The following is a 25,115-nucleotide window of genomic DNA, read 5'->3' as shown; positions in this document are numbered from 1 at the left end:
AGTCATTTTGACTTTTTATTTGCCGTGTCAAATTGACTCGTGTTGGCTCAGGTATTTGATTTTATTGGACTAAAAATCTGGCACGGGATTTGAACTGGTTAGCGTATCCATCGAACCGCTCAGGAGTACGCAACCATGTTCACTGTCTTCGAAAGCCCACTGAACGTTCTGCACCTGTCGAATAAAATCCTCGTCGCTGGCCTGGTCATGCTGCTGTCCGGCATCTACGGCGCCTACTTCTACAACGGCCACATGCCGATTGCCCTGTTGGTGGCCATGCATGCGCTGACCATCCTCGGCCCGACCCTGCTCAAAATCGGCTACGTCATGCGCCTGCTGGCGCAATACCGCCTGCGCGGCCCACGCCTGATCCCACAAACCGCCTGACCCTTGTAGGAGCAAAGCTTGCTCGCGAAATCGTCGGCGCAGCTTGGATAGTTGTTACCTGACACACCGCCTTCACGAGCAAGCTCAGCTCCTACAATGTCCGGTGGTATATCCAAAATCCAAGGTCAACCCAAATCCCTTGTAGGAGCCGAGCTTGCTCGCGATGGCGTCGGCACAGCTTGCAGGGTTGTTACCTGACACACCGCCTTCGCGAGCAAGCTCAGCTCCCACAATGTCCGGTGGTATATCCAAAATCCAAGGTCAACCCAAATCCCTTGTAGGAGCCGAGCTTGCTCGCGATGGCGTCGGCACAGCTTGCAGGGTTGTTGCCTGACACTCCGCCTTCGCGAGCAAGCTCAGTTCCTACAATGTCCGGTGGTATATCCAAAATCCAAGGTCAACCCAAATCCCTTGTAGGAGCCGAGCTTGCTCGCGATGGCCTCGACACAGCTTGCAGGGTTGTTGCCTGACGCACCGCTTTCGCGAGCAAGCTCAGCTCCTACAACGCTTGGTGGTGTTGCCAGAATCTGTGGTCAACCCAATTCCCTTGTAGGAGCCGAGCTTGCTCGCGATGGCGTCGGCACAGCCTGCAGGATTGTTGCCTGACGCACCGCTTTCGCGAGCAAGCTCAGCTCCTACAACGCTTGGTGGTGTTGCCGGAATCTGTGGTCAACCCAAATCCCTTGTAGGAGCCGAGCTTGCTCGCGATGGCGTCGGCACAGCTTGCAGGGTTGTTACCTGACACACCGCCTTCGCGAGCAAGCTCAGCTCCTACAACGCTTGGTGGTGTTGCCGGAATCTGTGGTCAACCCAAATCCCTTGTAGGAGCCGAGCTTGCTCGCGATGACGTCGGCACAGCTTGCAGGGTTGTTGCCTGACACACCGCTTTCGCGAGCAAGCTGTGCTCCTACAACGTTTGGTGGTGATTCTGGGGATTCAGCGTCGTTCTGCCACCAGCAGCAATGATTGCGGCATTGGGCTTTGTGGGTGTTGTGGTTCCTGCATGCTGACCAGACGGAAGCCGGCCATGTCCAATGCATTGAACCAGCTCGACAACGTGCGGAAATACCATGGCATCGGTTGCCACTGGCCTTTGAACCCGGAGAAAGATTCTTCGCGCCAGCCGTCCTGGTAATCGCCTGCCGCTGCTGCCCACGGATGCAATGTCTGAATCACCAGCGCACCACCGGGAACCAGCAGCAAATTTATCGCGGCCAGCAGAGGAATAATGTCCTGATGCAGCAGCGAGAAATTCGCGCAGATCAAATCGTAGTCACAGCCGATATCAACCTTCGCTTCGATCAGCGCATCGTAGTCGGCGACATGGACTGTTGGAGAACCGGCCAAACGCGCCGCTTCAACCAGCGTCGCATCACCATCCACGCCCACCGCCGCCATCCCCAGGTCCGCCAGTGCCCGCAACAACCAGCCTTCGCCGCACCCGAGATCAAGCACACGTTCCGGCTGACGCCCCATGATTGCCAGCAGAATCGCCTGATTGGTCACCTGTTGACGGCTTTCGATGCCGCCGCTGCGGATCACTTCGATCCAGGCATCGGCATTGTCGTGCCAACTTTGTAAAAGGCTCGATTCTGGGGAGGGCATGGCAGGGTCCGCACTTTTGAAAACCCGCAGTATGGAATCAAAAGATTGCAGCCGTAACGATTTGTGTAATTTAAACGTGCGCATTTATTTACGTTTAAATGCAGGAAATGCCGGACAGCTAGAGCTACCGGTTTTGCTTGTGTCAGTAAATCTATCTCTTTACCCATCACTCGACCTGTCGAGGCCGTCAGATTCAAGCACCTTTATGGACTACACATTTTGGTGCCGTGACCTACAAATCCGCCAGAATCTGCCGACTTGCCGGGCTTGAAGCAAGGTTCTATTGTTTGCCGGTCAAAACTTAATCACTTAAGCTGGTCAGAATGAATACATACCCTTCGGAGGCTCCGATGGCCACCACTCGAAAGACCGACAAGCCAAACAAAAAGGAAGTTCGCGATGAACTGACATTCCTCGATGTTCGGCAAGCCGCGCGTGATGGGCAGAAAGTGTTCGATAAATTTGTGATCACTGGCAGGCTACCTATTACAAAGTAGGCCTGAATGCCGGCTATCAAGGTCTCTGCGCTTTTTGAACAATTAAGTAACTGGCAAAATTTCGCTGCACACTTTTATAACTACAAGGTCTGCGACGAACTACCCGCGGTTTTCGGGCGCGACGAACGACTCGATCTGACCGATATGCACCATATCCACCTTGCCAGTACTCAGACACTGCAGGCTCGATGGGGAAAAATCAGTCGTCAGTATCACCGCACAGCCTTGGTTGGTGATGCTGAAAATGATTTTTGGCTGATCTACGCCTATGACGCTTTTCGGGATGAATATCTTTTACTGACAGTCACTGGTCCGGATGCTCATAACCGGAGTGAGTGGGGTTCATTTTTACGCACTGTGCATTGCGATATCGTGGAGCCTTGGACGCTGGGCAGGATTACCTTTCCCGATCTGGACAGTCTGTTATGAGAGGACAAGCAGGAGGAGGTGCACCATGAATCCACTCGCCGGCGGCTGCCTGTGCGGCAACGTCCGTTTCGAAGTCCTCGGCCAACCTTACCGCGTCGGCATCTGCCACTGCCTCGACTGCCGCAAACGCCACGGCGCGCTGTTCCATACCTCGGCCATATTCTCTGAGGGCGCACTAACGGTCAGCGGCGAAACCCGCGACTACAACGGCCGATTTTTCTGCCCACGCTGTGGTTCACCGGTGTTTACGCGCTCGGCAGACGAAGTTGAAGTCAACGTTGGATCGCTGGATGAGCCGGACCAGTTCAAGCCCACTTATGAACTCTGGACGATTCGCCGTGAGGCTTGGTTGCCGGCGTTTCCGCTGGCCCGCCACTACGAACTTGATCGCGAAAGCACGGCGCGCACCGAAGAATAATTGCAACCCTCAGCCGACCTTTGTGGGATCACCGTTAGCCTGCTAGCGATTGGGCTAGTTCAGCCAACACCTTCTTTGGCTGACCCGCCGCCATCGCCAGCAGGCTGGCTCCTACAAGGGATGGTGTGGATCACAGAATTGGGGGTTGGCACAAAACACTGTGGGAGCTGGCTTGCCAGCGATAGCGGTAGGTCAGGCAACAATGATGTTGAATGCGCCGCCGCCTCCGCTGGCAAGCCAGCTCCCACAGGGACTGAGGTGGGGTGAGGATTTTTTGGTGTGACACATAGTTAGTGTGGGAGCCAGCAGGCTGGCTGCCACAGAGGTCAGTGTCAGGCGCCGGTACATTTCACCCGCGAATGAAGGCCAGCAGATCAGCGTTGATGGTGGGCGCCTCCGTTGTCGGCATCCCGTGCGGAAACCCTGGATACGATTTCAACGTGCCATTGGGCAGCAACTTCGCCGACAACGGCCCCGAGTTCGCGTACGGCACAATCTGATCATCCTCGCCATGCATCACCAACACCGGCACGGTGACCTTCTTCAGATCCTCAGTAAAATCTGTCTGCGAAAACGCCACGATCCCGTCGTAATGGGCTTTTGCGCCGCCAATCATGCCCTGACGCCACCAGTTGGCAATGATTCCCTCCGAAGGCGTGGCCCCCGGCCGGTTGTAGCCATAAAAAGGCCCCGTCGGAATATCCCGATAAAACTGTGCGCGATTCGCCGCCAAATTCGCCTGAAATTCGTCGAACACAGACTTTGGCAGCCCACCCGGATTGCTCTCGGTCTGCACCATCAGCGGCGGCACCGCGCTGATCAGCACGCCTTTGGCCACATTGTCCTGGCCATGCCGGGCAATGTAATGAATGACTTCACCGCCGCCGGTCGAGTGGCCGACGTGCACGACATTCTTCACACCGAGATGATTGACCACCGCCAGCGCATCATCGGCGTAGTGATCCATATCGTGGCCATCCCAGACCTGACTCGAACGCCCATGCCCACGTCGATCATGGGCAATCACCCGAAAGCCTTGCCCCAGAAAGAACAGCATCTGCGCGTCCCAGTCGTCTGAACTCAGCGGCCAGCCGTGGTGGAAGTGGATCACCGGCGCGTCTTTCGGGCCCCAATCCTTGTAGAAGATTTCGACGCCATCTTTGGTGGTGACAAATCCCATGTTCGCTACTCCAGATCAGTAATGAATAACCCGCGCGGTGTTCGCGGACCGGTGTCGCTGTTGACGAGAGTTCTACTGCGCTGGCTCGGTGAGAGCCGTTATCAACTGTAGGATTAAAGTCGACATCTGCATGACCGGTGGTCGCACCGTCTGGCTTCAGGCGCAAATTAGGCTTTGCTGAAAGGGATAAGCCGAGGCGCGCGTAGGCTTTTGCAGCCACAGCGACGCCCCTTCAGAACACCGTGAGTCTGAGGAAATCCCCCGATGCTGACCTTGAATATCAATGGCAAGGATCAGGAGCTCGATGTCCCCGCGGACATGCCGTTGCTCTGGGTTCTGCGCGATGTCGCGCACCTGACCGGTACCAAATTTGGTTGTGGCATGGCCCAGTGCGGCGCCTGCACCGTGCACGTTGACGGCGCGCCTTTACGTGCCTGCATCACGCCCGCGACCGCCGTAGCCCATGGCCAGAAAATCCTCACCATCGAAGGCCTGTCCACCGACGGTTCGCACCCGGTGCAGCAAGCCTGGGCCGAACTCGACGTGGTGCAGTGCGGTTACTGCCAGTCGGGACAGATCATGTCTGCCGCTGCATTGCTGGCGAAAATCCCCAAACCCACCGACAGCGATATCGATCAGGCGCTCTCCGGCAACATCTGCCGCTGCGGCACCTATCCGCGGATCCGCGCAGCGGTAAAGCGTGCATCCGAAATCGGCTGATTCAATCTGTGGGAGATAGCTGATGAACAGTCCAGTATCGCGTCGGGGTTTTCTCAAGGGCAGTGCCGTGTTGGGCGGCGGGTTGGTGGTGGCGTTTGTCGTCCCTCGCGGACATAAATTTGCCTATGCCGCCGAAAACGAAGGCAAAGTCTTTGCGCCGAATGCTTTTTTGCGCATAGCGGCGGACAACAGCGTCACCGTGCTGCTCGGCCATTCCGAAATGGGGCAGGGCATATGGACTGGCCTGACCATGTTGATTGCCGAGGAGCTGGACGCTGACTGGTCGAAAATCCGTGTTGAACACTCGCCCGCATCAGCGGCGGATTACGGCATGCCGGGGTTTGGCGGCATGCAGATTACCGGCGGCTCGACGTCGACCTGGATGGAGTTTGATCGCTATCGCCTGGCGGGCGCGACGGCGCGGCAGATGCTGGTCGAGGCGGCAGCGAAGCGCTTCGAGGTGGCCCCCTCGGCCATCCGCACCGAATCGGGCGTGGTCATTGCCGGCGATCAACGCGCCACTTACGGTGAACTGGCGGATGCCGCCGGACAGCTGCCGGTGCCGGATCCCAAGTCGATCACGTTCAAAGAGGCCAAGGACTGGAAAGTCATCGGCAAACCGACCAAGCGCCTCGACACCCCGGAGAAAATCACCGGCCGTGCCAGGTTCGGCATGGATGTGCAGTTTGAAGGGTTGATGACGGCCATGGTCGCCCGCGCGCCGGTATTCGGTGCCAGCGTCAAATCATTCGAAGGCGCCGAAGCGTTGGCGGTGCCCGGCGTGCATAAAGTGCTGCAGGTGCCGACCGGTGTGGCGGTGATCGCCGAGCATTACTGGGCAGCGAAACTGGGCCGCGATGCGCTGAAAGTCGATTGGGACCTAGGCCCGCACGCCGACCTTAGCAGTGAAAAAATGCTTGAGAGTTTTCGCAAACTGGCCGCCACACCTGGCACGTCGGCCAGTCAGGCCGGCGATGCCAAAGGTAATTTTGGTAAAGCGGCGAAGAAGATCGACGTCGAGTACAGCGTGCCGTATCTGGCCCACGCGCCGATGGAGCCACTCAATTGCACAGTGAAAATCAGCGCCGAGAAATGCGAGATCTGGACCGGCACGCAATTTCAGACGCTCGATCAAATGGTCGCCGGCAAGATCACCGGGCTCAAGCCGGAACAGGTGGACATTCACACTGAATTCCTCGGTGGCGGATTTGGACGCCGCGCCAACCCGACCTCGGATTTTGTCGCCGAAGCGGTGCAAGTGGCGAAAGCTGCGGGCATGCCGGTGAAAACCGTGTGGTCGCGTGAGGACGATATTCGTGGCGGCTATTACCGTTCGATGTTCCTGCATCTGGCGCGTATCGGCCTGGATGCGCAGGGCATGCCGCTGAGTTGGCAACATGTGCTCGTCGGGCAATCGATCATGACCGGCACGTTGATGGAAGCGACGATGGTCAAGAACGGCATCGACCCGACGTCGGTCGAGGGTGTGGCCGACAGTCCTTACGTCAAGGGGCTGGCCAATCATCAAGTCGAACTGCATTCGCCGCAGACCGGCGTCAATGTGTTGTGGCTGCGCTCTGTAGGGCACAGCCACACGGGTTTTGTCATGGAATCGCTGATCGATGAAATGGCCACGGCGGCGGGCACGGATCCCGTCGAGTACCGACGAACCTTGCTCAAGGACCATCCTCGGCACTTGGGTGTGCTCAATCTGGCGGTGGAGAAGGCCAATTGGAAAGCACCGCTGCCGGACGGTCATGCCCTCGGTGTCGCGGTGCACGAATCGTTCGGCAGCTATGTGGCGCAGGTCGCGGAAGTCTCCCAGGACAATCTGGCCATTCGTGTGCATCGGGTGGTGTGTGCGGTGGACTGCGGGATCGCGGTCAATCCGCAGAGCATCGCCGCGCAGATGGAGTCGTGTATTACGTTCGGTCTGGGCATGGCGCTGCACAGCAAGCTCACGCTCAAGGACGGCATGGTCACGCAGTCCAACTATCACGATTATCAAGTGCTGCGGCTCAACGAGATGCCGGTGGTCGAGGTGCACATTGTGCCGAGCAGCGACAAGCCCGGCGGCATCGGCGAGGCCGGTGTGCCGCCGACCGCTCCGGCGGTGGCCAACGCCGTGTTCGCGCTGACCGGGCAGCGCCTGCGTGAGTTGCCGCTGCAACTGTCGGGAGTGTGAGATGAGACGACATCTGTTATTGGGCACCGTGGTTTTGCTGGGGTTGGGTGGTTATGCCTCGGATCTGTTTGCCGATGATCAGGAGGCGTTGAAAGCCTTCGGCACGGTGCAGAAAGTGTTCCAGAGCCCGCGCTGTCAGAACTGCCATATTCCCGGTGATTCGCCGTTGCAGTTCGACGCGGGCATTCCTCATGCAATGAACGTGGTGCGCGGCATGGACGGCAAGGGGGCCGCCGGTTTGCCGTGCGCCACCTGTCACGCGCAAAACAATCCGCCGGCCAGTTACGGCCCGCACGCGCCACCGGGTGCGCCGCACTGGAGCCTGCCACCGGCATCGCACAAAATGGCCTGGATCGGCCTGCCACCGGACAAACTCTGCGCGCTGATCAAGGATCGTTCGAGCAACGGCGATCGCGACTTTGCCGCGCTGATCAAACACGTCAGCGAGGACAAACTGGTGCTCTGGGGTTGGAACCCCGGAGCAGGGCGGGCGTCCGTGCCGGTACCACACGATATTTTTGTCGAGCAATTCAAGCTGTGGGCCGATGCGGGCGGGCCATGCCCGGTGGCGGGCATCTGAAGAGGTGAGCCTTCGGTGATTTGCGCTACGCTGAAAGGCATTGATGCCAATGGAGTGTGCTAATGCTGGTTCCAGGAAAACCCGCCAATGAAGCTGCGCGAATTCAAGTGCTGCAGGGCCTCGACCTTCTCGATTCGGCGCCGGAAGAGCGCTTCGACCGACTGACTCGGCTGGCCAGGCGCCTGTTCAATGTGCCAATTGCACTGGTCACGCTGGTCGACAGTAACCGGCAGTGGTTCAAGTCCTGTGTGGGGCTGGATGCCACTGAAACCCCGCGAGATGTTTCCTTCTGCGGTCACGCGATACTGCAGAACGACCTTCTGCTGGTGCCCGACGCCAGGGAGGATGTGCGCTTTCATGACAATCCGCTGGTGACGGGCGAACCGAATATTCGCTTCTACGCCGGTTATCCGCTGACGGTGCCCAACGGCAACAAGATGGGCACGTTGTGCCTGATCGACACCAAGCCCCGCGATCTCGACGAAGAAGAACGCGCGTTGTTGCGCGATCTGGCGGAAATGGCCGAGCAAGAGCTGACGGCGGTGCAGATGGCGAGCATGGACGAGCTGACGTTGCTGTCCAACCGTCGCGGCTTCAAACAGCTGGCTCAGCATGCACTCGACACTTGCTCGCGTCTGGACAAGGCGGCGACGCTGCTGTTTTTCGACCTCAATGACTTCAAGCAGATCAACGACCTCTATGGCCATGCCGAGGGCGACAGCGCGCTGAAGACCTTTGCCGATGTGCTACGCATTGCGTTTCGCGAGAGCGATGTGGTCGGGCGCTTGGGCGGCGATGAGTTTGTCGCGTTGTTGACCGGATCGAGCCGTATCGAAACCAACACGATCATGGCGCGGCTCAAGGAAATTCTTGAAGAGCGCAACGCCACGCTGCATCGCGGCTACGCGATTCGCTTCAGCGTCGGCCAGATCGAATACGACGCCAAACGCCACGAAAGCGTCGACCGCTTGCTCGCCGACGCCGACGGCGCCATGTACGCCCATAAGCAGGCCCTGAAGCGTTGTTAGTGAATGCGCCGCAGATCCCCTGTAGGAGCGAGCCTGCTCGCGAAAGCGCTGTGTCAGGCGATAAACAGGTGACTGAATGGACGCTTTCGCGAGCAGGCTCGCTCCCACAGGGGAGAGTGTTGTGGGCATAAAAAACCCGCCTGAAGCGGCGGGTTTTTTATGGGCCAGGCGAAGATTACTCTTCGATGTTGCCCATGGCGGTGGTGTTGAAGCCGCCGTCTACGTACATGATTTCGCCGCTGATGCCCGACGCCAGGTCGGAGCACAGGAAGGCGCCGGCATTGCCGACTTCGTCGATGGTGACGTTGCGACGCAGCGGGGTTTGCGCTTCGTTGGCGGCCAGCATCTTGCGGAAGTTCTTGATGCCCGACGCTGCCAGGGTACGGATCGGGCCAGCCGATACGCAGTTGACGCGGGTGCCGTCCGGGCCCAGGGAGCCGGCCAGGTAACGTACGCCAGCTTCCAGCGAAGCCTTGGCCATGCCCATTACGTTGTAGTTAGGCATGGTGCGCTCGGCGCCCAGGTACGACAGGGTCAGCAGGCTGCCGTTGCGGCCTTTCATCATTTCGCGGCCGGCTTTGGCCAGGGCCACGAAGCTGTAGGCGCTGATGTCGTGAGCGATGCGGAAACCGTCACGGGTGGTGGCTTCGGTGAAGTCGCCGTCCAGTTGGTCGCCCGGTGCGAAACCAACGGAGTGGACGATGCAGTCCAGGCCGTCCCACTTCTTGCTCAGTGCTTCGAAGACCTTGGCGATTTCTTCATCGCTGGCCACGTCGCACGGGAAGCACAGCTCAGGGCTCGAACCCCAGCCTTGGGCGAATTCTTCAACACGACCTTTCAGTTTGTCGTTCTGATAAGTGAAGGCAAGCTCAGCGCCCTCGCGATGCATGGCGGCAGCGATGCCGGATGCGATGGACAGCTTGCTGGCGACACCGACGATCAGTACGCGCTTACCGGCGAGAAAACCCATGTGTTGCTCCTCTTTCAGGTTATTGCGCAGTGGCTGGTGCCAAAAAAGCGGCTTCCAGCAACTGCTGTGTATACGGATGTTTAGGGGCGGCAAAGATTTCTTGCGCGTCTCCCTGTTCGACCACTTGGCCATGCTTGACCACCATCAACTGGTGGCTCAGCGCTTTAACAACAGCCAAATCATGGCTGATGAACAAATACGTCAGGTTGTACTTGGCTTGCAGCGAACGCAACAGCTCCACCACTTGCCGCTGCACCGTCCGGTCGAGCGCCGAAGTTGGCTCGTCCAGCAGGATCAGCGCCGGTTTCAGCACCAGGGCCCGGGCAATGGCGATGCGTTGCCGTTGCCCACCGGAAAATTCGTGGGGGTAGCGGTGCCGGGTTTCCGGATCCAGACCTACCTCCTTCAATGCCGCAATAATCGCCGCCTGTTGTTCCTCGGCGGTGCCCATCTTGTGAATCCGCAGGCCTTCGCCAACGATGTCACTAACACACATGCGCGGGCTCAGGCTGCCAAACGGGTCCTGAAACACCACCTGCATCTCCCGACGCAACGGGCGAACCTCATTCTGCGTCAGGCAGTCTAGCTGCTTGCCTTCAAAACGGATCGCGCCTTTGCTGCCGATCAGCCGCAAAATCGCCAGGCCCAGGGTGGATTTACCGGAACCGCTTTCCCCCACAATCCCCAAGGTCTGACCCTGAGGCAGGCTGAAATTGATGCCGTCCACTGCCTTGACGTAATCCACCGTGCGCTTGAGCAGGCCTTTCTTGATCGGGAACCAGACTTTCAGGTTCTCGACTTCGAGCAACGGCGCCCCGATTTTATTGGTCGCCGGGCCTCCGCTGGGCTCCGCGCCGAGCAATTCCCGAGTGTACGGATGCTGCGGCGAACGGAACAGCTCTGCGCACGATGCCTGTTCGACGATGCAACCGCGCTGCATGACACATACGCGATGCGCAATTCTTCGTACCAGGTTCAAATCGTGACTGATCAGTAACAGCGACATGCCCAATCTGGCCTGCAATTCCTTGAGCAAATCGAGGATTTTCAGCTGAACGGTCACGTCCAGAGCAGTGGTCGGCTCATCGGCAATCAGCAGCTCCGGCTCGTTGGCCAGGGCCATGGCGATCATCACGCGCTGCCGTTGGCCGCCAGACAATTCGTGGGGCAGGGCCTTGAGGCGCTTGTGCGGCTCGGGGATGCCGACCATCTCCAGCAGTTCCAGCGTGCGCTTGGTCGCGACTTTGCCGGTCAGGCCCTTGTGGATGCCGAGGACTTCGTTGATCTGCTTCTCGATCGAGTGCAGCGGATTGAGCGAAGTCATCGGCTCCTGAAAGATCATCGCGATACGGTTGCCGCGAATGTGACGGAGGGTCTTTTCGCTCAGCCCCAGCAGGTTTTGCCCGGAGTAGTTGATGCTGCCGGCCGGGTGCCGGGCCATCGGGTAGGGCAGCAAGCGCAGGATCGAATGCGCCGTCACGGATTTGCCCGAGCCGGATTCGCCGACTAGCGCAAGGGTTTCGCCGCGTTTAATGTCGAAGCTCACGCCTTCGACGACGCGATGCACGCGCTCGCCGAAACCGAATTCAACGGCGAGGTCGCGCACTTCGATCAGATTGTCCTGATTCATTTCACTTCCTCGGGTCGAAGGCATCGCGAGCGGACTCGCCGATAAACACCAGCAAACTCAACATCAACGCCAGCACGGCAAAGGCACTCATGCCCAGCCACGGCGCTTGCAGGTTGGATTTGCCCTGCGCGACCAGTTCACCCAGCGACGGACTGCCGGCCGGCAAGCCGAAGCCAAGGAAGTCCAGCGCGGTGAGGGTGCCGATGGCGCCGGTGAGGATGAACGGCATGAACGTCATGGTCGAAACCATCGCATTGGGCAGGATGTGGCGGAACATGATCGCGCCGTTCTGCATGCCCAATGCCCGCGCGGCGCGCACGTATTCAAGGTTGCGGCCACGGAGGAACTCGGCGCGCACCACGTCAACCAGGCTCATCCACGAGAACAGCAACATGATCCCCAGCAGCCACCAGAAATTCGGCTGGACGAAACTGGCGAGAATGATCAGCAGATACAGCACCGGCAAGCCCGACCAGATCTCCAGGAAACGCTGCCCGGCCAAGTCGACCCAGCCGCCATAGAAACCCTGAAGGGCGCCGGCAATCACACCGATGATCGAGCTCAACACGGTCAGTGTCAGCGCGAACAGCACCGAAATGCGGAAGCCGTAAATCACCCGCGCCAGCACGTCGCGGGCCTGATCGTCAGTACCGAGCAGGTTGTCCGCCGACGGTGGCGCCGGTGCCGGGACTTTCAGGTCGTAGTTGATGCTTTGGTAGTTGTAGGGAATCGGCGCCCACAGCACCCACGCATCCTTGGCCTTGAGCAGTTCGCGGATGTACGGGCTCTTGTAGTTGGCTTCCAGCGGGAATTCGCCGCCGAAGGTGGTTTCCGGGTAGCGCTTGATCGCCGGGAAGTACCAGTTGTTGTCGTAATGCACCACCAGCGGCTTGTCGTTGGCGATCAGTTCGGCGCCGAGGCTCAGGCCGAACAGGATCAGAAACAGCCACAGCGACCACCAGCCACGCTTGTTGGCCTTGAACAATTCGAAGCGGCGGCGGTTGAGAGGGGACAGGTTCATCTCAATGCTCCCGGCTTTCGAAGTCGATGCGCGGATCGACCAGGGTGTAGGTGAGGTCGCCGATCAGTTTCACCACCAGCCCCAGCAGGGTGAAGATGAACAGGGTGCCGAACACCACCGGGTAATCGCGGTTGATCGCCGCTTCGAAACTCATCAGGCCGAGACCGTCGAGGGAGAAGATCACTTCCACCAGCAACGAGCCAGTGAAGAAGATGCCGATGAACGCCGAGGGAAATCCGGCGATCACCAGCAGCATGGCGTTGCGAAACACATGGCCGTACAGCACGCGATGGCGGGTCAGGCCCTTGGCCTTGGCGGTGACCACGTATTGCTTGTTGATCTCGTCGAGGAAGCTGTTTTTGGTCAGCAGGGTCATGGTCGCGAAGTTGCCGATCACCAGCGCCGTGACCGGCAATGCCAAGTGCCAGAAGTAATCGAGGATCTTGCCGCCGAAGCTCAGCTCATCGAAGTTGTTCGAGGTCAGCCCGCGCAACGGGAACCAGTCCAGATAACTGCCGCCGGCGAACACCACGATCAGCAGGATCGCAAACAGGAACGCCGGGATCGCATAGCCGACGATGATCGCCGAGCTGGTCCAGACGTCGAAGTGGCTGCCGTGTCGCGTGGCCTTGGCGATCCCCAGCGGGATCGACACCAGGTACATGATCAGCGTGCTCCACAGCCCCAGCGAGATCGACACCGGCATCTTTTCCTTGATCAGGTCGATGACCTTGGCGTCGCGGAAAAAGCTGTCGCCGAAGTCCAGCGAGGCGTAGTTCTTGACCATGATCCACAGGCGTTCCGGGGCCGACTTGTCGAACCCGTACATGTGCTCGATTTCCTTGATCAGCGCCGGGTCCAGCCCTTGCGCGCCGCGATACGAGGAGCCCGCCACCGACACCTCGGCACCACCGCCGGCAATGCGGCTGGTGGCGCCTTCGAAGCCTTCGAGTTTGGCGATCATCTGTTCCACCGGGCCGCCGGGCGCAGCCTGGATGATCACGAAGTTGATCAGCAGAATGCCGAACAGGGTCGGGATGATCAGCAGCAGTCGCCGAAAAATATACGCCAGCATCTGATTACTCCGTGCCCACAGGGTCGGCTTGCAGTTTGGTTTCGACTTCTATCGCCGGTTTTGCGTCAGGCTTGACCCACCAGGTGTTGATGCCGATGTCGTACTTGGGTGAGACCTTGGGGTGGCCAATGTGATTCCAATAAGCCACGCGCCAGGTTTTGATGTGCCAGTTGGGGATCACGTAGTAGCCCCACTGCAACACGCGATCCAGTGCACAGGCGTGCGCCACCAGGCTTTTGCGCGAGTCGGCGTTGATCAGGTTCTCGACCAGTTGATCGACGATCGGATCCTTCAAACCCATGGTGTTGCGGCTGCTGGCCTTGTCGGCGGCGGCGCTCATCCAGTATTCGCGCTGCTCGTTACCTGGCGAGTTGGATTGCGGGAAACTGCCGACCATCATGTCGAAATCCCGCGAGCGCACGCGGTTGATGTACTGCGAAACGTCGACACGACGGATCACCAGTTCGATGCCGAGATCGCTGAGGTTGCGCTTGAGCGGCAGCAATACACGTTCGAACTCGGTCTGCGCCAGCAGAAACTCGATGACCACCGGTTTGCCCGTGGCGTCGATCATTTTGTCATCGACGATCTTCCAGCCGGCCTCTTGCAGCAGTTGATAGGCCTCGCGCTGTTGGGTGCGGATCATGCCGCTGGCGTCGGTCTTCGGATTTTCGAAAGCCTCGCTGAACACCTGCGCCGGCAGTTTGCTGCGGAACGGCTCGAGAATCGCCCGTTGATCGGCATCGGGCAGGCCGGTGGCGGCCATTTCCGAGTTCTCGAAATAGCTGCGGGTGCGGAAGTAGGCACCGTTGAACAGTTGTTTGTTGGTCCATTCGAAATCGAACAGCAGGCCGAGCGCCCGACGTACCCGCACATCCTGAAACACCGGGCGACGCAGGTTGAAGACGAAACCCTGCATGCCGGTCGGGTTGCTGTTGGGGATCAACTCCTTGATCAAACGCCCCTCGGTGACGGCCGGAATGTTGTAAGCGTTGGCCCAGTTTTTTGCGGTCATCTCCAGCCAGTAGTCGAACTGACCGGCCTTCAACGCTTCGACGGCAACGGTGTTATCGCGGTAGTAATCGCTGGTCATCGTGTCGAAGTTGTAGAAGCCGCGATTGACCGGCAGATCCTTGCCCCAGTAATCCTTGACCCGCTCGTACCGTATCGAACGGCCGGCCTTTACTTCGGCGACCTTGTACGGGCCGCTGCCCAGCGGGATCTCCAGATTACCCTTGGTGAAATCGCGGTCGGCCCACCAGTGTTTTGGCAACACCGGCAATTGGCCGAGAATCAGCGGCAGTTCGCGGTTATTGGTGTGCTTGAACTTGAACAGCACTTTTAGCGGGTCTTCGGCGATGACTTCGGCGACGTCGTTGTAGTAGCCGCGATACAGCGGCGAGCCTTCCTTGGTGAGCGTGTTGAAGCTGAATACCACATCGTCGGCGCGCACCGGATGACCGTCGTGGAAGCGCGCTTCGGGGCGCAGATAGAAACGCACCCAGCTGTTGTCCGGGGCTTTTTCGATCTTGCTGGCGATCAGACCGTATTCGGTGAATGGCTCGTCGAGGCTGTGTTTGGTCAGGGTGTCGTAGATCTGCCCGATATCATCGGCGGGCACGCCTTTACTGATGAACGGGTTGAGGCTGTCGAAGCCGCCGAACCCGGCCTGACGGAAGACGCCGCCCTTTGGCGCGTCGGGGTTCACGTAATCGAAATGTTTGAAATCGGCCGGGTATTTCGGCGGCTCGTTATACAGGGTCACGGCGTGTTGCGGGGCGGCAAAGGCCAGCCCGGCGAACAGCAAGCCGCTGGCCTGGACGAGCAGGGCGCGGATGGGCTTCATCGATCTTTCTCCGAAGACTTCAGCCACCATGCGCTCAGGCCCAGGGTGTAGGGCGGCGTGGTGACGAAGGCCAACCGGTTGCGGTAGGCCAGGCGGTGGTAATTGAGGTACCAGTTGGGAATGCTGTAGTGCTGCCAGAGCAGCACGCGGTCGAGCGCTTTGCCGGCGGCGACCTGTTCGTCGCGGTTGCGCGCGGCGAGTAACTGTTCGAGCAGGTGATCGACCACCGGGTTGGCGATGCCCGCGTAATTCTTGCTGCCCTTGACCCCGGCCTGACTGGAGTGGAAGTACTGCCACTGCTCAAGGCCTGGGCTGAGGGTCTGATTGAGCGTCATCAGGATCATGTCGAAATCGAACTGATCGAGGCGCTGTTTGTATTGCGCGCGATCGACCGTGCGCAGGCGCGCGTCAATGCCGATGCTGTTGAGGTTCTCGATGTACGGCTGGAGGATGCGTTCCAGATTCGGGTTGACCAGCAGCAGCTCAAAACTCAGCGGCTGACCGGCGGCGTTCTGCAGACGTTGGCCATTGAGCTTCCAGCCAGCCTCGGCCAGCAGCGCCAGGGCTTTGCGCAGGGTTTCCCGGGGAATGCCACGGCCATCGGTTTGCGGCAACGTGAACGGCTCGGTGAACAGCTTGGCCGGCAATTGTTCCTTGTACGGCTTGAGCATTAGCCATTCATGGCCGACCGGCAGACCGCTGGCGCTGAATTCGCTGTTGGGGTAGTAACTGGTAGTGCGTTTGTAGGCGTCGCTGAACAGTGCGCGGTTGGTCCACTCGAAGTCGAACATCAGGCCCAGCGCTTCGCGGGTTTTGACGTCAGAGAAGGTTGCTCGTCGAGTGTTCATGAACAGACCCTGACTCTGCGTCGGGATCTGATGCGGGATTTGCGCCTTGATCACGTCGCCACGGCGCACGGCCGGGAAGTTGTAGCCGTTGGCCCAGTTCTTCGCCTGATGCTCGATGTAGATATCGAATTCGCCGGCCTTGAACGCTTCGAAGGCGACGTCGCTGTCGCGGTAGAACTCGACTTCCATGCGATCGAAGTTGTACTTGCCGCGATTGACCGCGAGATCCTTGCCCCAGTAATCCTTGACTCGCTCGAAGATCAACTGCCGCCCCGGCGTCACCGAGGTAATGCGGTAAGGGCCGCTGCCCAGCGGCGGTTCGAAGGTGGTGGCCTTGAAGTCGCGGTCTTTCCAGTAATGCTGCGGCAGCACCGGCAGTTCACCAAGGCGCAGGATCAGCAACGGATTGCCGGAGCGTTTCATCACGAAGCGAATGCGCTGCGAGTTGAGGATGTCGACCCGCGACACTTCCTGCAACGCAGTGCGATACAGCGGATGACCTTCCTTGAGCAGCAGTCGATAGGAGAACGCGACGTCGTAGGCGGTGATCGGCGTACCGTCATGAAAACGGGCTTCCGGGCGCAGATTGAACACCACCCAGCTGCGATCTTCGCTGTATTCCACCGACTGCGCAATCAAGCCGTAACTGGACGCCGGCTCATCGCCGGACGGCGAGTACTGGCCGGTGCCGACCATCAACGGCTCGTTCAGCTCGTTGATGCCGTATTGAAGGAAATTGGCGGTAGTGACCGGGCTGGTGCCCTTGAAGGTGTAAGGGTTGACCGTATCGAAGGTGCCGAACGCCATCACCCGCAACGTACCGCCCTTGGGCGCTTGCGGGTTGACCCAGTCGAAGTGGGTAAATCTGGCCGGGTACTTGAGCGTGCCGAACTGCGCATAACCGTGGCTTTCGGTGATCGTCGCGCTTGCGGTTGAGCTCAAGGCCAGGCTGATGAGGAGCAGGAGGAGGGGACGCTTCAAGTCAGATCCGATCCAGGCGGCTTGGGCTTTGTGGGCCGTACAGTAACAGCTTGTCTGGACAGGAAAAAGATGCGGGTTAATGCAGGGTTAATCGTTTGCGCGAAGAGCCCCTCACCCTAACCCTCTCCCAGAGGGAGAGGGGACTGAATGGGGGATATTGTGGAGGTGCGCCGACTTGAAATTACTTTGCCGAATCCGTAATCGACTGGATCTTTCAGGTCGATGCAAGACACAAGACACCTCGGTCGGCCCCCTCTCCCTCCGGGAGAGGGCTGGGGTGAGGGTAATGCTTAAACAGAGCACCACAAAAACATCACCCAAAAAAAAGCCCCCGAAAACTCAGGGGCTCTTCTGTCAGTGCGGCTGATAAACCGTGAGCATCTGCCCAGGCTTCAATGCCTTGCCCGCACCCGGATTCCAGCGCTTGAGATGCTGCATCTCAACGTTGAATCGCTTGGCTACGACGTACAGCGTGTCGCCGCGCTTGACCTTGTACTGGGTCTGCTGCGCGCTGTCGGCTTTGCCTTTGGTCTTGCTGTTGGCCGCTACCACGGTGTTGACCCGACCATTGCTGCGGGCCGGGCTGCGCTTGCTGGTGTCCTGCATGACCAGGGTCTGGCCGACCTTGAGGTTCTTGCCGCTGAGTTTGTTCCAGCGTTGCAGGTCTTTCACTTCGACCTTGTTGGCCTTGGCGATGGAGCCAAGGTTGTCGCCGCGCTTCACGCGATACGCGCGCTTGAGCTTGGCCACTTCGGATGGATCGGCACCCTCGAACACTGGTTTCAGCGAACGTGTGCTGATCAGCTCTTCAGGGCGCATGGTCTGCAAACTGGCAGTCAGCAACTGCGCCTTCGACGTGGGTACCAGCAAATGCTGCGGGCCGTCGATGGTGGTGCGCTGCTTGAACGCCGGGTTGAGCTGGAACAGTTCGTCTTCGTCGATATTGGCAACCGCAGCGACCTTGGACAGATCCATGCGCTGGTTGATTTCGACGACCTGGAAGTACGGCTCGTTGGCGATCGGGTTGAGGTTCACCCCGTATGCCTCCGGCGCCAGTACCACTTGCGACAGCGCCAGCAGTTTTGGCACGTACGCTTGAGTTTCCGCTGGCAGCGGCAGGTTCCAGTAGTCGGTAGGCAGACCAAGCTTCTCGTTACGTTCGATCGCGCGGCTGACCGTGCCTTCGCCAGCGTTGTACGCCGCCAGGGCCAGCAGCCAGTCGCCGTTGAACATATCGTGCAGACGGGTCAGGTAATCCATGGCCGCTGTGGTCGACGCAGTGATATCGCGACGGCCATCGTAGAAGCGGGTCTGACGCAGGTTGAAGTAACGCCCGGTGGACGGAATGAACTGCCACAGCCCCGAGGCATCGGCCCGCGAATAGGCCATCGGGTTGTAGGCGCTTTCAATCACTGGCAGCAGGGCCAGTTCCAGCGGCATGTTGCGCTCTTCGAGGCGTTCGACGATGTAGTGGATATAGAGACTGCCGCGTTCGCCGGCATTCTCGAGGAAAGAGGGATTACTGGCGAACCACAGACGCTGTTGTTCGATGCGCGGGTTCACGCCAAGGCCTTCCTGCAACTGGAAACCCTGGCGCATGCGTTCCCAGATGTCCTGGGGAACCTGTGGGCTGGGCTTTTCGGACAGCCAGATCGGCTTCTGCTTGGCTCGCGCAGCGATGTTCGGCGTATGCGTCGCTTCAGTCTGCGGAGCATGGCTGGAGCAGCCCGCCAGCGTGGCGGACACAGCCACCGCGATGGCTTGCGCCAGGCGGGTCAATGCGTCTGAATTGACGGACTTACGTATGGATGACGACATTGGCTGGAAGTAAGTTCCGGGCAAAAATGTCGGGCGATTCTAGAAAGCGCACCCCCTGCGGTCAACCATTCAGAATTTTTGTACCAAGTTGTGAGGTACTTAGAACTTATCTTTCCATGCCCGCAGAGCCGCAAAAACCTCGCTCGGCGCCCGGTTTTGAGCGCCTTCCCGTTCGTCCACTTTTTGTGTAACTAATGTTTCAGAGGTGCGCAAAAACGGGTTGGTGAGCTTTTCCAAGGCCAGGGTCGAGGGCAGGGTCATGACGCCGTTTTGCCGTTGCTGGGTGACTTTTTCCAGACGGGCGGCAATGTCCGGGTTGGTCGGTTCGACCGCAGCGGCAAACTTCAGATTGCTCAGGGTGTATTCATGGGTGCAGTAGACCAGCGTATCTTCCGGTAGAGCGGCGAGGCGGCTGAGCGAGTGGTGCATTTGCTCCGGCGTGCCTTCAAACAGCCGACCGCAACCGGCGGCGAACAGGGTATCGCCGCAGAACAGCAGGCCGTGGTGATAATAGGCAATGTGTCCCAAAGTGTGACCGGGCACCGCATAGACCGCGAAGTCCCAGCCGAGCACGCTGACGTTGTCGTTGTCTTTCAGCGCTACGTCGCGCGCCGGGATGCTTTCGCTGGCCGGCCCGTAGACTTTGGCGCCGCTTGCCGCTTTCAGGCGTTCGATGCCACCGACGTGATCATGGTGATGGTGGGTGATCAGTATGTCGCTCAACACCCAGCCCGGATGGGCGTCCAGCCACGCCAGCACGGGCGTGGCATCGCCGGGATCGACCACCGCGCAGCGCTGGGTGCGGTGATCCTGTAACAACCAGATGTAGTTGTCGGTGAACGCGGGCAGGGCACTGATCTGTATCATCGTCGGAATTCGCCAAGCGGAAAACATTGGCGCATCTTAGTAGTTCCTGGCGCTTTGGAGAATGCGATGAGTGATAAAGCGTTCGCACAGGCTGATCCTGACTGGCTGGCCCTGATCGGTGCAGCCCGTGAATGGCTGTCCGGCCCGCTCGGGCAATTTCTGCTCGATGAAGAGCGGCGCATGCTCGAAGACGAGCTCGGTCGGTTTTTCGGCGGTTATCTGGTGCATTACGGCCCGTCTGCGCAAACCCCGCCGTCGGCGCCGCAAGTGCAGCGCAACGTGCGCCTTGGTGCGCCGTTGCCCGGCGTCGAAATTGTCTGCGAAGAGCAGGCCTGGCCGCTGAGCGAGCATGCTGCCGACGTAGTGGTGTTACAGCACGGTCTGGACTTCTGTCTGTCGCCCCACGGTTTGCTGCGTGAAGCGGCGAGCAGTGTGCGGCCTGGCGGTCATCTGTTGATCGTCGGCATCAACCCTTGGAGCAGTTGGGGATTGCGCCATGTTTTCGCCCACGACGCCTTGCGTCAGGCCCGTTGCATCTCGCCATCGCGAGTCGCCGACTGGCTCAATCTGCTGGGCTTCGCGCTGGAGAAACGCCGCTTCGGGTGCTATCGTCCGCCGCTCGCGTCACCCAAGTGGCAGAACCGTCTGGCCGGCTGGGAACGCAAGGCCGGTGACTGGCAATTGTCGGGTGGCGGCTTCTATTTATTGGTGGCGCGCAAGATCGTGGTCGGACTCAGACCTTTGCGCCAGGAGCGCCGCGAGCCGATGGGCAAGCTGATTCCGCTGCCGATGGCGAAGGTCAATCGCCGCCGCATCGAACCGTAAACCTTCTTTTATTTGTGGCCGGGCTTGTTCCGGCCCGGGCCATTGTCGATCCGTGATCGGCAAGGCAGGCATTTTTCTGGATAGATTGGCATGAGCGAAAGCGTTGAAAGCGTCGACACCGTAGAACTGTTCACCGACGGCGCCTGCAAAGGCAATCCCGGCCCGGGCGGCTGGGGCGCTTTGCTGGTGTGCAAGGGCGTCGAGAAAGAACTGTGGGGCGGCGAAGCCAACACCACCAACAACCGCATGGAACTGCTCGGCGCGATTCGCGGCCTCGAAGCGTTGAAGCGCCCGTGTGAAGTGCTGCTGGTCACCGACTCACAGTACGTGATGAAGGGCATCAACGAATGGATAGCCAACTGGAAGAAGCGCGGCTGGAAGACCGCAGCGAAAGAGCCAGTGAAAAACGCTGATCTGTGGAAAGAACTGGATGAGCAGGTCAACCGCCACAAGGTCACCTGGAAGTGGGTGCGTGGGCACATCGGCCATCACGGCAACGAGCGGGCTGACCAGTTGGCCAACCGTGGCGTCGACGACGTGCGCGGTTACAAACAAACCTGATTCTTTCTGATGCACCGAGTTGTGGCCCTTCGCGAGCAGGCTCGCTCCCACATTGGAATGCAATTTCCTGTGGGAGCGAGCCTGCTCGCGAAGGGCGCGATACGGTCTGACTGAAACCCCCTGCCGGGTGTGTTAACATCCGCGCTTTTGCACGATTGACCCGTTGAGAGCTGAGCACTGATGGCCACCAGATCCGTTGCTTCCGACCCCGCTCTCAGCTGTTTTGTAAACAGGGCTTGAAGCACGGTGAGAACCGTAAACACTCGTATCTCCAAGCTTGTGAGGATTCCCGGTGCACCGTTGCAACCAAAAAATGTAAAAAAATGGGGTGTTTGACCCCCTTACGTTTACATTTCTGGAAATGGAGCTTCAAAAGGCGAAAAGCTTAATGAATCATTGCTTTGCCCCAGGATTGAAACGAGTGAGCGACGCGACGAGCTCCAAGTTTTGGAAACACGTAACCATTAAGGCTTTGCTGCTGTGTCACTGGCCATTTCCGCATTTGAGTTAACGTGTCTCGAATCTTGATTTGCGCGATCTGTACTATCGGTGGAGTGACCTTGCTCTACCTCGTCGTTTCAGAATGGTGTGCATCTAATGAAGGTTCTGCCCTCAATACTCACCCTTTTTGCCAGTACCGTTGAACAGTCGATGTAGGCAAACCTAATTCACGCGCAGCTTCGGCTTGTGTCAGGCCCTGCTTTTTCAGTTCAACAACGGCACTGACCCTCTGAGCATCCGCTCGAGTTCCTCGAGATCGTTTTTTCAATGCTCCGTCCTGAATCTGATCCTCCATGACTTTTAGGCCGCCCGACTCGATGAAGCCTTGAAGCTCTTTCTGCGCATTTTTTATCAAATGTTCAGGAGCCTCTTTGTCACGGATCGCCAAGCACAATGCCAACAGAGTCAGAAGGTTGATATCGAGCGTTTCGGCGATCTTGACAAGGGTCGGTAGCGTTGCCTGGATTTTCCCTTGCTCGAGCAAGCTAAGGTTGCTCTGGCTGATGGTTCCCGCCAGGGCCTCATAACCCAATCCTTTCATTTGCCGGATGGCGCGCAGCGTGACGGCTAGCTCTTCCTTCACGTTCAGTTTCTCAAAATGAAGGATAGAGCCATACTCGCGGTGGCCCACCAAATATCTCTAATTGTTAATGGTGGGATATTTGCTTATGATGGCCATTCAACAGGATGCATAGCGCCAAGGAATCGCGTGCCTTTCGGCAGCATCCCTTTCCGGTTGCCCGAAGCATGAGCAGGGTCAATCGAAGGCTGCCTTACGCTGAGCTTATTCAGAGCTTGGCAGGGTTTGAAATAGGGTTTATCCGCAGTGTTTGTAACCAATAGCAGCAATTTGCAGGGGCAGTTTAGAACTCCGGACAGCATTCGAATGCTCTGGAAATCGGTCGATATCAGTCGGTGCGAGTACTCGTTTCTGATTGAGGGAATGGGATTAGAGGATGGTGGCTTTAGTCCGGTTGCTCACCTAGTTACGGACGTGGAAACCGTTCAGATGATGCGTGCAGCGGAGCAGGGTGAGTTCCTGATCGTGACGAACATTCATCTCTTACTTCCACCCACAAAGAGCGAGCAGGGGTCATACGCAATGGAGCTTCTCTCTGAAATTCGCATCCAGCCTGGCACCGAGGAAAACCCCGTCTACGAGTTCATCACCGGAACGGGCCATATCTACACCAGTGCACGCACATGATGGTTCAAACACTGGAGGCGCCATGTCAGTAACACTTGATGAGATTGCTCAGTTTTTTTACGGAAGTGGGGAAGTCGTTCTTGGTTGGCATGGCGCGCAAGAAGAAATAATAGCGCTCGCCGAAGAAAATTTTCCGGGGAAGCCTTTCTGCCTAGTGAAGCAATGGATCATTGCTGATCTTCAGCTCACTCAGGCGGAGCAAGATCGACTCGCATCAATGGGGCTGATTCCAAAAGCTGTCTACTCCCATGAGGTCGTCCTGGACAGCCGCCGACGTTTTTCTCCCGGCCACTGGGTGCGCACCAATTTCGGAATTTCGCATGACCACCCGTGCTTGTTTGAAACCAAAAGCACGGCCTACCTGTTGCTTGGTGATGGGTTAAGGAAACCAGCAGCACTTAGTACCGTTTTCTCGTTTCGACAGTAACTGACTCAACACTTTCACCCACGCTGCCATTCAGGCAGTGCGATTAGCTACGCCTTAAAAAATTGCAGGAGCGCCGTTTTGATTCGATTTGATTGCCGGCAGGTCACTGGAGTGATCGAGAAGCCACGAGTGATTGCTACTGAGCAGGGGACTGTGACCGCGCGCATCGTTATCGATGGGCAGGTATTGCCGAATGTTTTGCTGCCAGGAAAGATTTTTGAAGAGATTGAGGCGGGGGAGCGAGTGACCCTGTACGGCATCTTCACGAAGAAAAAAGACAAGACTGAGAACAAAGCCATCATCTACGCAGTAAAGGGCTCGAGCGGCAAGCTTGTCGCGGCGAAGCAGTACCAGATCAAAGTACCGGTTCTAATGCTAGTTGCAGCGGTACCCTTAATGATTGCGGTGGCCGTTGCTGGTTGCTTCATTTCTCCTTATCCGATCCACCTCATAACGGGTAGCGTCAGCCCGAGTTATCTCGTTCCGGCGACGTTTAAGGCTGCGGCTTGGGAAGGAGTCGCTGCTGGCGTGTTCATGGTTGGATGTGCGATCAACTTTATTCGAAAAAGTAGCCAACCGGAAAGCTGGGCGGTGATCGATGCTGCGACGCTTTCTCAGCGCTTCAGTAAGGCGTTTAAGTAAGCGCTTCATAGCAAGGCGTCCCCTGTGGTAAAGGCTTTCTAAGCGAAGGAGAGGTGGCACGTGGAGACCGATGATTTCGAGCGCGAACTACGTCGCAAGGCAGTGGCTGAGGTTCTTGCTTGTCAGGTACTCGATGGTGTGAGGCCTTCCTCTTCGCACCTTGCTGAGATGCAGCGATATGCGGATGGCCTAGTCAGTCTTGACGAGCTAATGACGGAGTTGATTGAGTGCCTACGGCAGTGCCCTCCACGGTAAGCAGCTAATTTCCAGGAAGGCCGACTTTGAGAGATCTTTACCATGCTTGATTCGAACTCCCAGACAAGCAGCCGGCTGGCGCCGAATGATCGAGTTCTATTTCTCGATTTTGATGGAGTGCTGCACCCAGACGACGTTTACCGTACCCGGAGTGGTTTGGAATTGCGTGCACCCGGGCAACTCATGATGCATGCAGGAATACTGGTAGAGATACTGGAGGACTTCCCTCAAGTCAGAATCAGCTTATCGACCAGTTGGGTGCGCATCCTCGGTTACCGCCGTGCACGCGCTGCTTTACCGCCAGAGTTGCAGGCTCTCACCGTGAGCAGTACATGGCACTCAAGGATGCCCAGGGCGCCTCTTGAGGGCTATGACCTTTACAACCGCTATCAGCAGATCCGTGCTGCAGTAACCAGGGCAGGCCTGACGGATTGGATCGCCCTGGATGATGATCCTTTTGAAAGCTGGCCAGATCACGATCGACGGTTGATTCGCACCGATTCTAACCTGGGCCTTAGCTCAGTGCTGACCCAGGAGGAGCTACAGTCCAAATTGAGAGTCTTGATGAGGACGTAAAAACACTTCCCGAGACGCTTTGCATTGCTGCAAAAC

General features: G+C 58.3%; 24 protein-coding genes. 13 read left to right on the top strand and 11 right to left on the bottom strand.

Annotation, left to right across the window (positions count from 1 at the left end):
- The first annotated feature begins 135 nt into the window (after nucleotides 1–135).
- The gene (locus JFT81_RS08590; RefSeq protein ID WP_201202635.1) at nucleotides 136–387 is read left to right on the top strand and encodes a transmembrane sensor/regulator PpyR; all 252 of its coding nucleotides are present in this window, start codon (nucleotides 136–138) and stop codon (nucleotides 385–387) included.
- 936 nt (nucleotides 388–1,323) lie between these two features.
- Here the strand turns inward: JFT81_RS08590 and JFT81_RS08585 are convergent.
- On the bottom strand, nucleotides 1,324–1,992 hold the full coding sequence (locus JFT81_RS08585; RefSeq protein WP_201226946.1) for a class I SAM-dependent methyltransferase: 669 nt from the start codon (nucleotides 1,990–1,992) through the stop codon (nucleotides 1,324–1,326).
- Between the two features lie 503 nt (nucleotides 1,993–2,495).
- Between JFT81_RS08585 and JFT81_RS08580 the strand changes: the two genes are divergently transcribed.
- Together JFT81_RS08580 and JFT81_RS08575 are read left to right on the top strand one after the other, a co-directional pair.
- Complete coding sequence (locus JFT81_RS08580) at nucleotides 2,496–2,918, top strand: type II toxin-antitoxin system YafO family toxin (protein WP_201202641.1); 423 nt, start codon at nucleotides 2,496–2,498, stop codon at nucleotides 2,916–2,918.
- Nucleotides 2,919–2,943: 25 nt separating this feature from the next.
- A complete protein-coding gene (locus tag JFT81_RS08575) occupies nucleotides 2,944–3,336 on the top strand; it encodes a GFA family protein (RefSeq protein WP_201226945.1) in 393 nt (130 codons plus the stop codon).
- Nucleotides 3,337–3,685: 349 nt separating this feature from the next.
- On the opposite strand, the gene JFT81_RS08570 is transcribed toward JFT81_RS08575, so the two are convergent.
- Nucleotides 3,686–4,516 carry an alpha/beta hydrolase gene (locus tag JFT81_RS08570; RefSeq protein ID WP_201226944.1) on the bottom strand — a complete coding sequence of 277 codons (831 nt, stop codon included), beginning with the start codon at nucleotides 4,514–4,516 and terminating at the stop codon, nucleotides 3,686–3,688.
- Nucleotides 4,517–4,780: 264 nt separating this feature from the next.
- Here JFT81_RS08570 and JFT81_RS08565 point away from each other — a divergent pair, with 264 nt between their 5' ends.
- From JFT81_RS08565 to JFT81_RS08550, 4 genes are all read left to right on the top strand, one after another.
- On the top strand, nucleotides 4,781–5,236 hold the full coding sequence (locus JFT81_RS08565) for a (2Fe-2S)-binding protein (protein WP_003224136.1): 456 nt from the start codon (nucleotides 4,781–4,783) through the stop codon (nucleotides 5,234–5,236).
- A 22-nt stretch (nucleotides 5,237–5,258) separates the two neighbouring features.
- Nucleotides 5,259–7,421, top strand: coding sequence for a xanthine dehydrogenase family protein molybdopterin-binding subunit (locus tag JFT81_RS08560; protein WP_201226943.1), 2,163 nt, complete (start codon nucleotides 5,259–5,261; stop codon nucleotides 7,419–7,421).
- A gap of 1 nt (nucleotide 7,422) precedes the next feature.
- Nucleotides 7,423–8,001, top strand: a complete 579-nt coding sequence (locus JFT81_RS08555) for a hypothetical protein (protein WP_201226942.1) — start codon at nucleotides 7,423–7,425, stop codon at nucleotides 7,999–8,001.
- Nucleotides 8,002–8,063: 62 nt separating this feature from the next.
- On the top strand, nucleotides 8,064–9,029 hold the full coding sequence (locus JFT81_RS08550) for a sensor domain-containing diguanylate cyclase (protein ID WP_201226941.1): 966 nt from the start codon (nucleotides 8,064–8,066) through the stop codon (nucleotides 9,027–9,029).
- 175 nt (nucleotides 9,030–9,204) lie between these two features.
- Here the strand turns inward: JFT81_RS08550 and fabI are convergent, their stop codons facing one another.
- The 8 genes from fabI to gloB all read right to left on the bottom strand — a co-directional run bounded on the left by fabI (nucleotide 9,205) and on the right by gloB (nucleotide 20,085).
- The gene (gene fabI / locus JFT81_RS08545; RefSeq protein WP_007910591.1) at nucleotides 9,205–9,999 is read right to left on the bottom strand and encodes an enoyl-ACP reductase FabI; all 795 of its coding nucleotides are present in this window, start codon (nucleotides 9,997–9,999) and stop codon (nucleotides 9,205–9,207) included.
- Between the two features lie 19 nt (nucleotides 10,000–10,018).
- Entirely contained in the window at nucleotides 10,019–11,629 is a 1,611-nt protein-coding gene (locus JFT81_RS08540) for an ABC transporter ATP-binding protein (protein WP_201226940.1), read from the bottom strand.
- Between the two features lies 1 nt (nucleotide 11,630).
- On the bottom strand, nucleotides 11,631–12,650 hold the full coding sequence (locus tag JFT81_RS08535; protein WP_201226939.1) for an ABC transporter permease: 1,020 nt from the start codon (nucleotides 12,648–12,650) through the stop codon (nucleotides 11,631–11,633).
- A gap of 1 nt (nucleotide 12,651) precedes the next feature.
- Nucleotides 12,652–13,725, bottom strand: a complete 1,074-nt coding sequence (locus JFT81_RS08530) for a microcin C ABC transporter permease YejB (protein WP_201226938.1) — start codon at nucleotides 13,723–13,725, stop codon at nucleotides 12,652–12,654.
- A gap of 4 nt (nucleotides 13,726–13,729) precedes the next feature.
- Nucleotides 13,730–15,571 (bottom strand): extracellular solute-binding protein, encoded by a 1,842-nt coding sequence (locus JFT81_RS08525; protein WP_201226937.1) that lies wholly within the window; start codon nucleotides 15,569–15,571, stop codon nucleotides 13,730–13,732.
- Nucleotides 15,568–17,400 (bottom strand): extracellular solute-binding protein, encoded by a 1,833-nt coding sequence (locus JFT81_RS08520; RefSeq protein ID WP_201226936.1) that lies wholly within the window; start codon nucleotides 17,398–17,400, stop codon nucleotides 15,568–15,570. Before JFT81_RS08520 ends, JFT81_RS08525 begins: the two co-directional genes overlap by 4 nt.
- Nucleotides 17,401–17,754: 354 nt before the next feature.
- Complete coding sequence (locus tag JFT81_RS08515; RefSeq protein WP_201226935.1) at nucleotides 17,755–19,218, bottom strand: LysM peptidoglycan-binding domain-containing protein; 1,464 nt, start codon at nucleotides 19,216–19,218, stop codon at nucleotides 17,755–17,757.
- A gap of 99 nt (nucleotides 19,219–19,317) precedes the next feature.
- The gene (gene gloB, locus JFT81_RS08510; protein WP_201226934.1) at nucleotides 19,318–20,085 is read right to left on the bottom strand and encodes a hydroxyacylglutathione hydrolase; all 768 of its coding nucleotides are present in this window, start codon (nucleotides 20,083–20,085) and stop codon (nucleotides 19,318–19,320) included.
- 66 nt (nucleotides 20,086–20,151) lie between these two features.
- Here gloB and JFT81_RS08505 point away from each other — a divergent pair, with 66 nt between their 5' ends.
- Nucleotides 20,152–20,910 (top strand): methyltransferase domain-containing protein, encoded by a 759-nt coding sequence (locus tag JFT81_RS08505; RefSeq protein ID WP_201226933.1) that lies wholly within the window; start codon nucleotides 20,152–20,154, stop codon nucleotides 20,908–20,910.
- A 90-nt stretch (nucleotides 20,911–21,000) separates the two neighbouring features.
- On the top strand, nucleotides 21,001–21,471 hold the full coding sequence (gene rnhA, locus JFT81_RS08500) for a ribonuclease HI (RefSeq protein ID WP_201226932.1): 471 nt from the start codon (nucleotides 21,001–21,003) through the stop codon (nucleotides 21,469–21,471).
- Nucleotides 21,472–22,090: 619 nt separating this feature from the next.
- Here rnhA and JFT81_RS08495 read toward each other — a convergent pair.
- Nucleotides 22,091–22,603 carry a helix-turn-helix domain-containing protein gene (locus tag JFT81_RS08495; RefSeq protein WP_347340484.1) on the bottom strand — a complete coding sequence of 171 codons (513 nt, stop codon included), beginning with the start codon at nucleotides 22,601–22,603 and terminating at the stop codon, nucleotides 22,091–22,093.
- 195 nt (nucleotides 22,604–22,798) lie between these two features.
- Here JFT81_RS08495 and JFT81_RS08490 point away from each other — a divergent pair, with 195 nt between their 5' ends.
- The 4 genes from JFT81_RS08490 (at nucleotide 22,799) to JFT81_RS08470 (ending at nucleotide 25,079) form a co-directional block, all read left to right on the top strand.
- On the top strand, nucleotides 22,799–23,179 hold the full coding sequence (locus JFT81_RS08490; protein WP_201226930.1) for a hypothetical protein: 381 nt from the start codon (nucleotides 22,799–22,801) through the stop codon (nucleotides 23,177–23,179).
- Between the two features lie 22 nt (nucleotides 23,180–23,201).
- Entirely contained in the window at nucleotides 23,202–23,606 is a 405-nt protein-coding gene (locus JFT81_RS08485; protein WP_201226929.1) for a hypothetical protein, read from the top strand.
- Between the two features lie 78 nt (nucleotides 23,607–23,684).
- On the top strand, nucleotides 23,685–24,248 hold the full coding sequence (locus tag JFT81_RS08480) for a hypothetical protein (protein WP_201226928.1): 564 nt from the start codon (nucleotides 23,685–23,687) through the stop codon (nucleotides 24,246–24,248).
- Between the two features lie 297 nt (nucleotides 24,249–24,545).
- Complete coding sequence (locus tag JFT81_RS08470; protein ID WP_201226926.1) at nucleotides 24,546–25,079, top strand: HAD domain-containing protein; 534 nt, start codon at nucleotides 24,546–24,548, stop codon at nucleotides 25,077–25,079.
- Nucleotides 25,080–25,115 lie beyond the last annotated feature (36 nt).

It is taken from the genome of Pseudomonas sp. TH43, from assembly GCF_016650635.1.
Classification (GTDB): Bacteria; Pseudomonadota; Gammaproteobacteria; order Pseudomonadales; family Pseudomonadaceae; genus Aquipseudomonas.
Note: the sequence above shows the minus strand (reverse complement) of the source record. Positions and strands in the feature narration are given on the sequence as shown.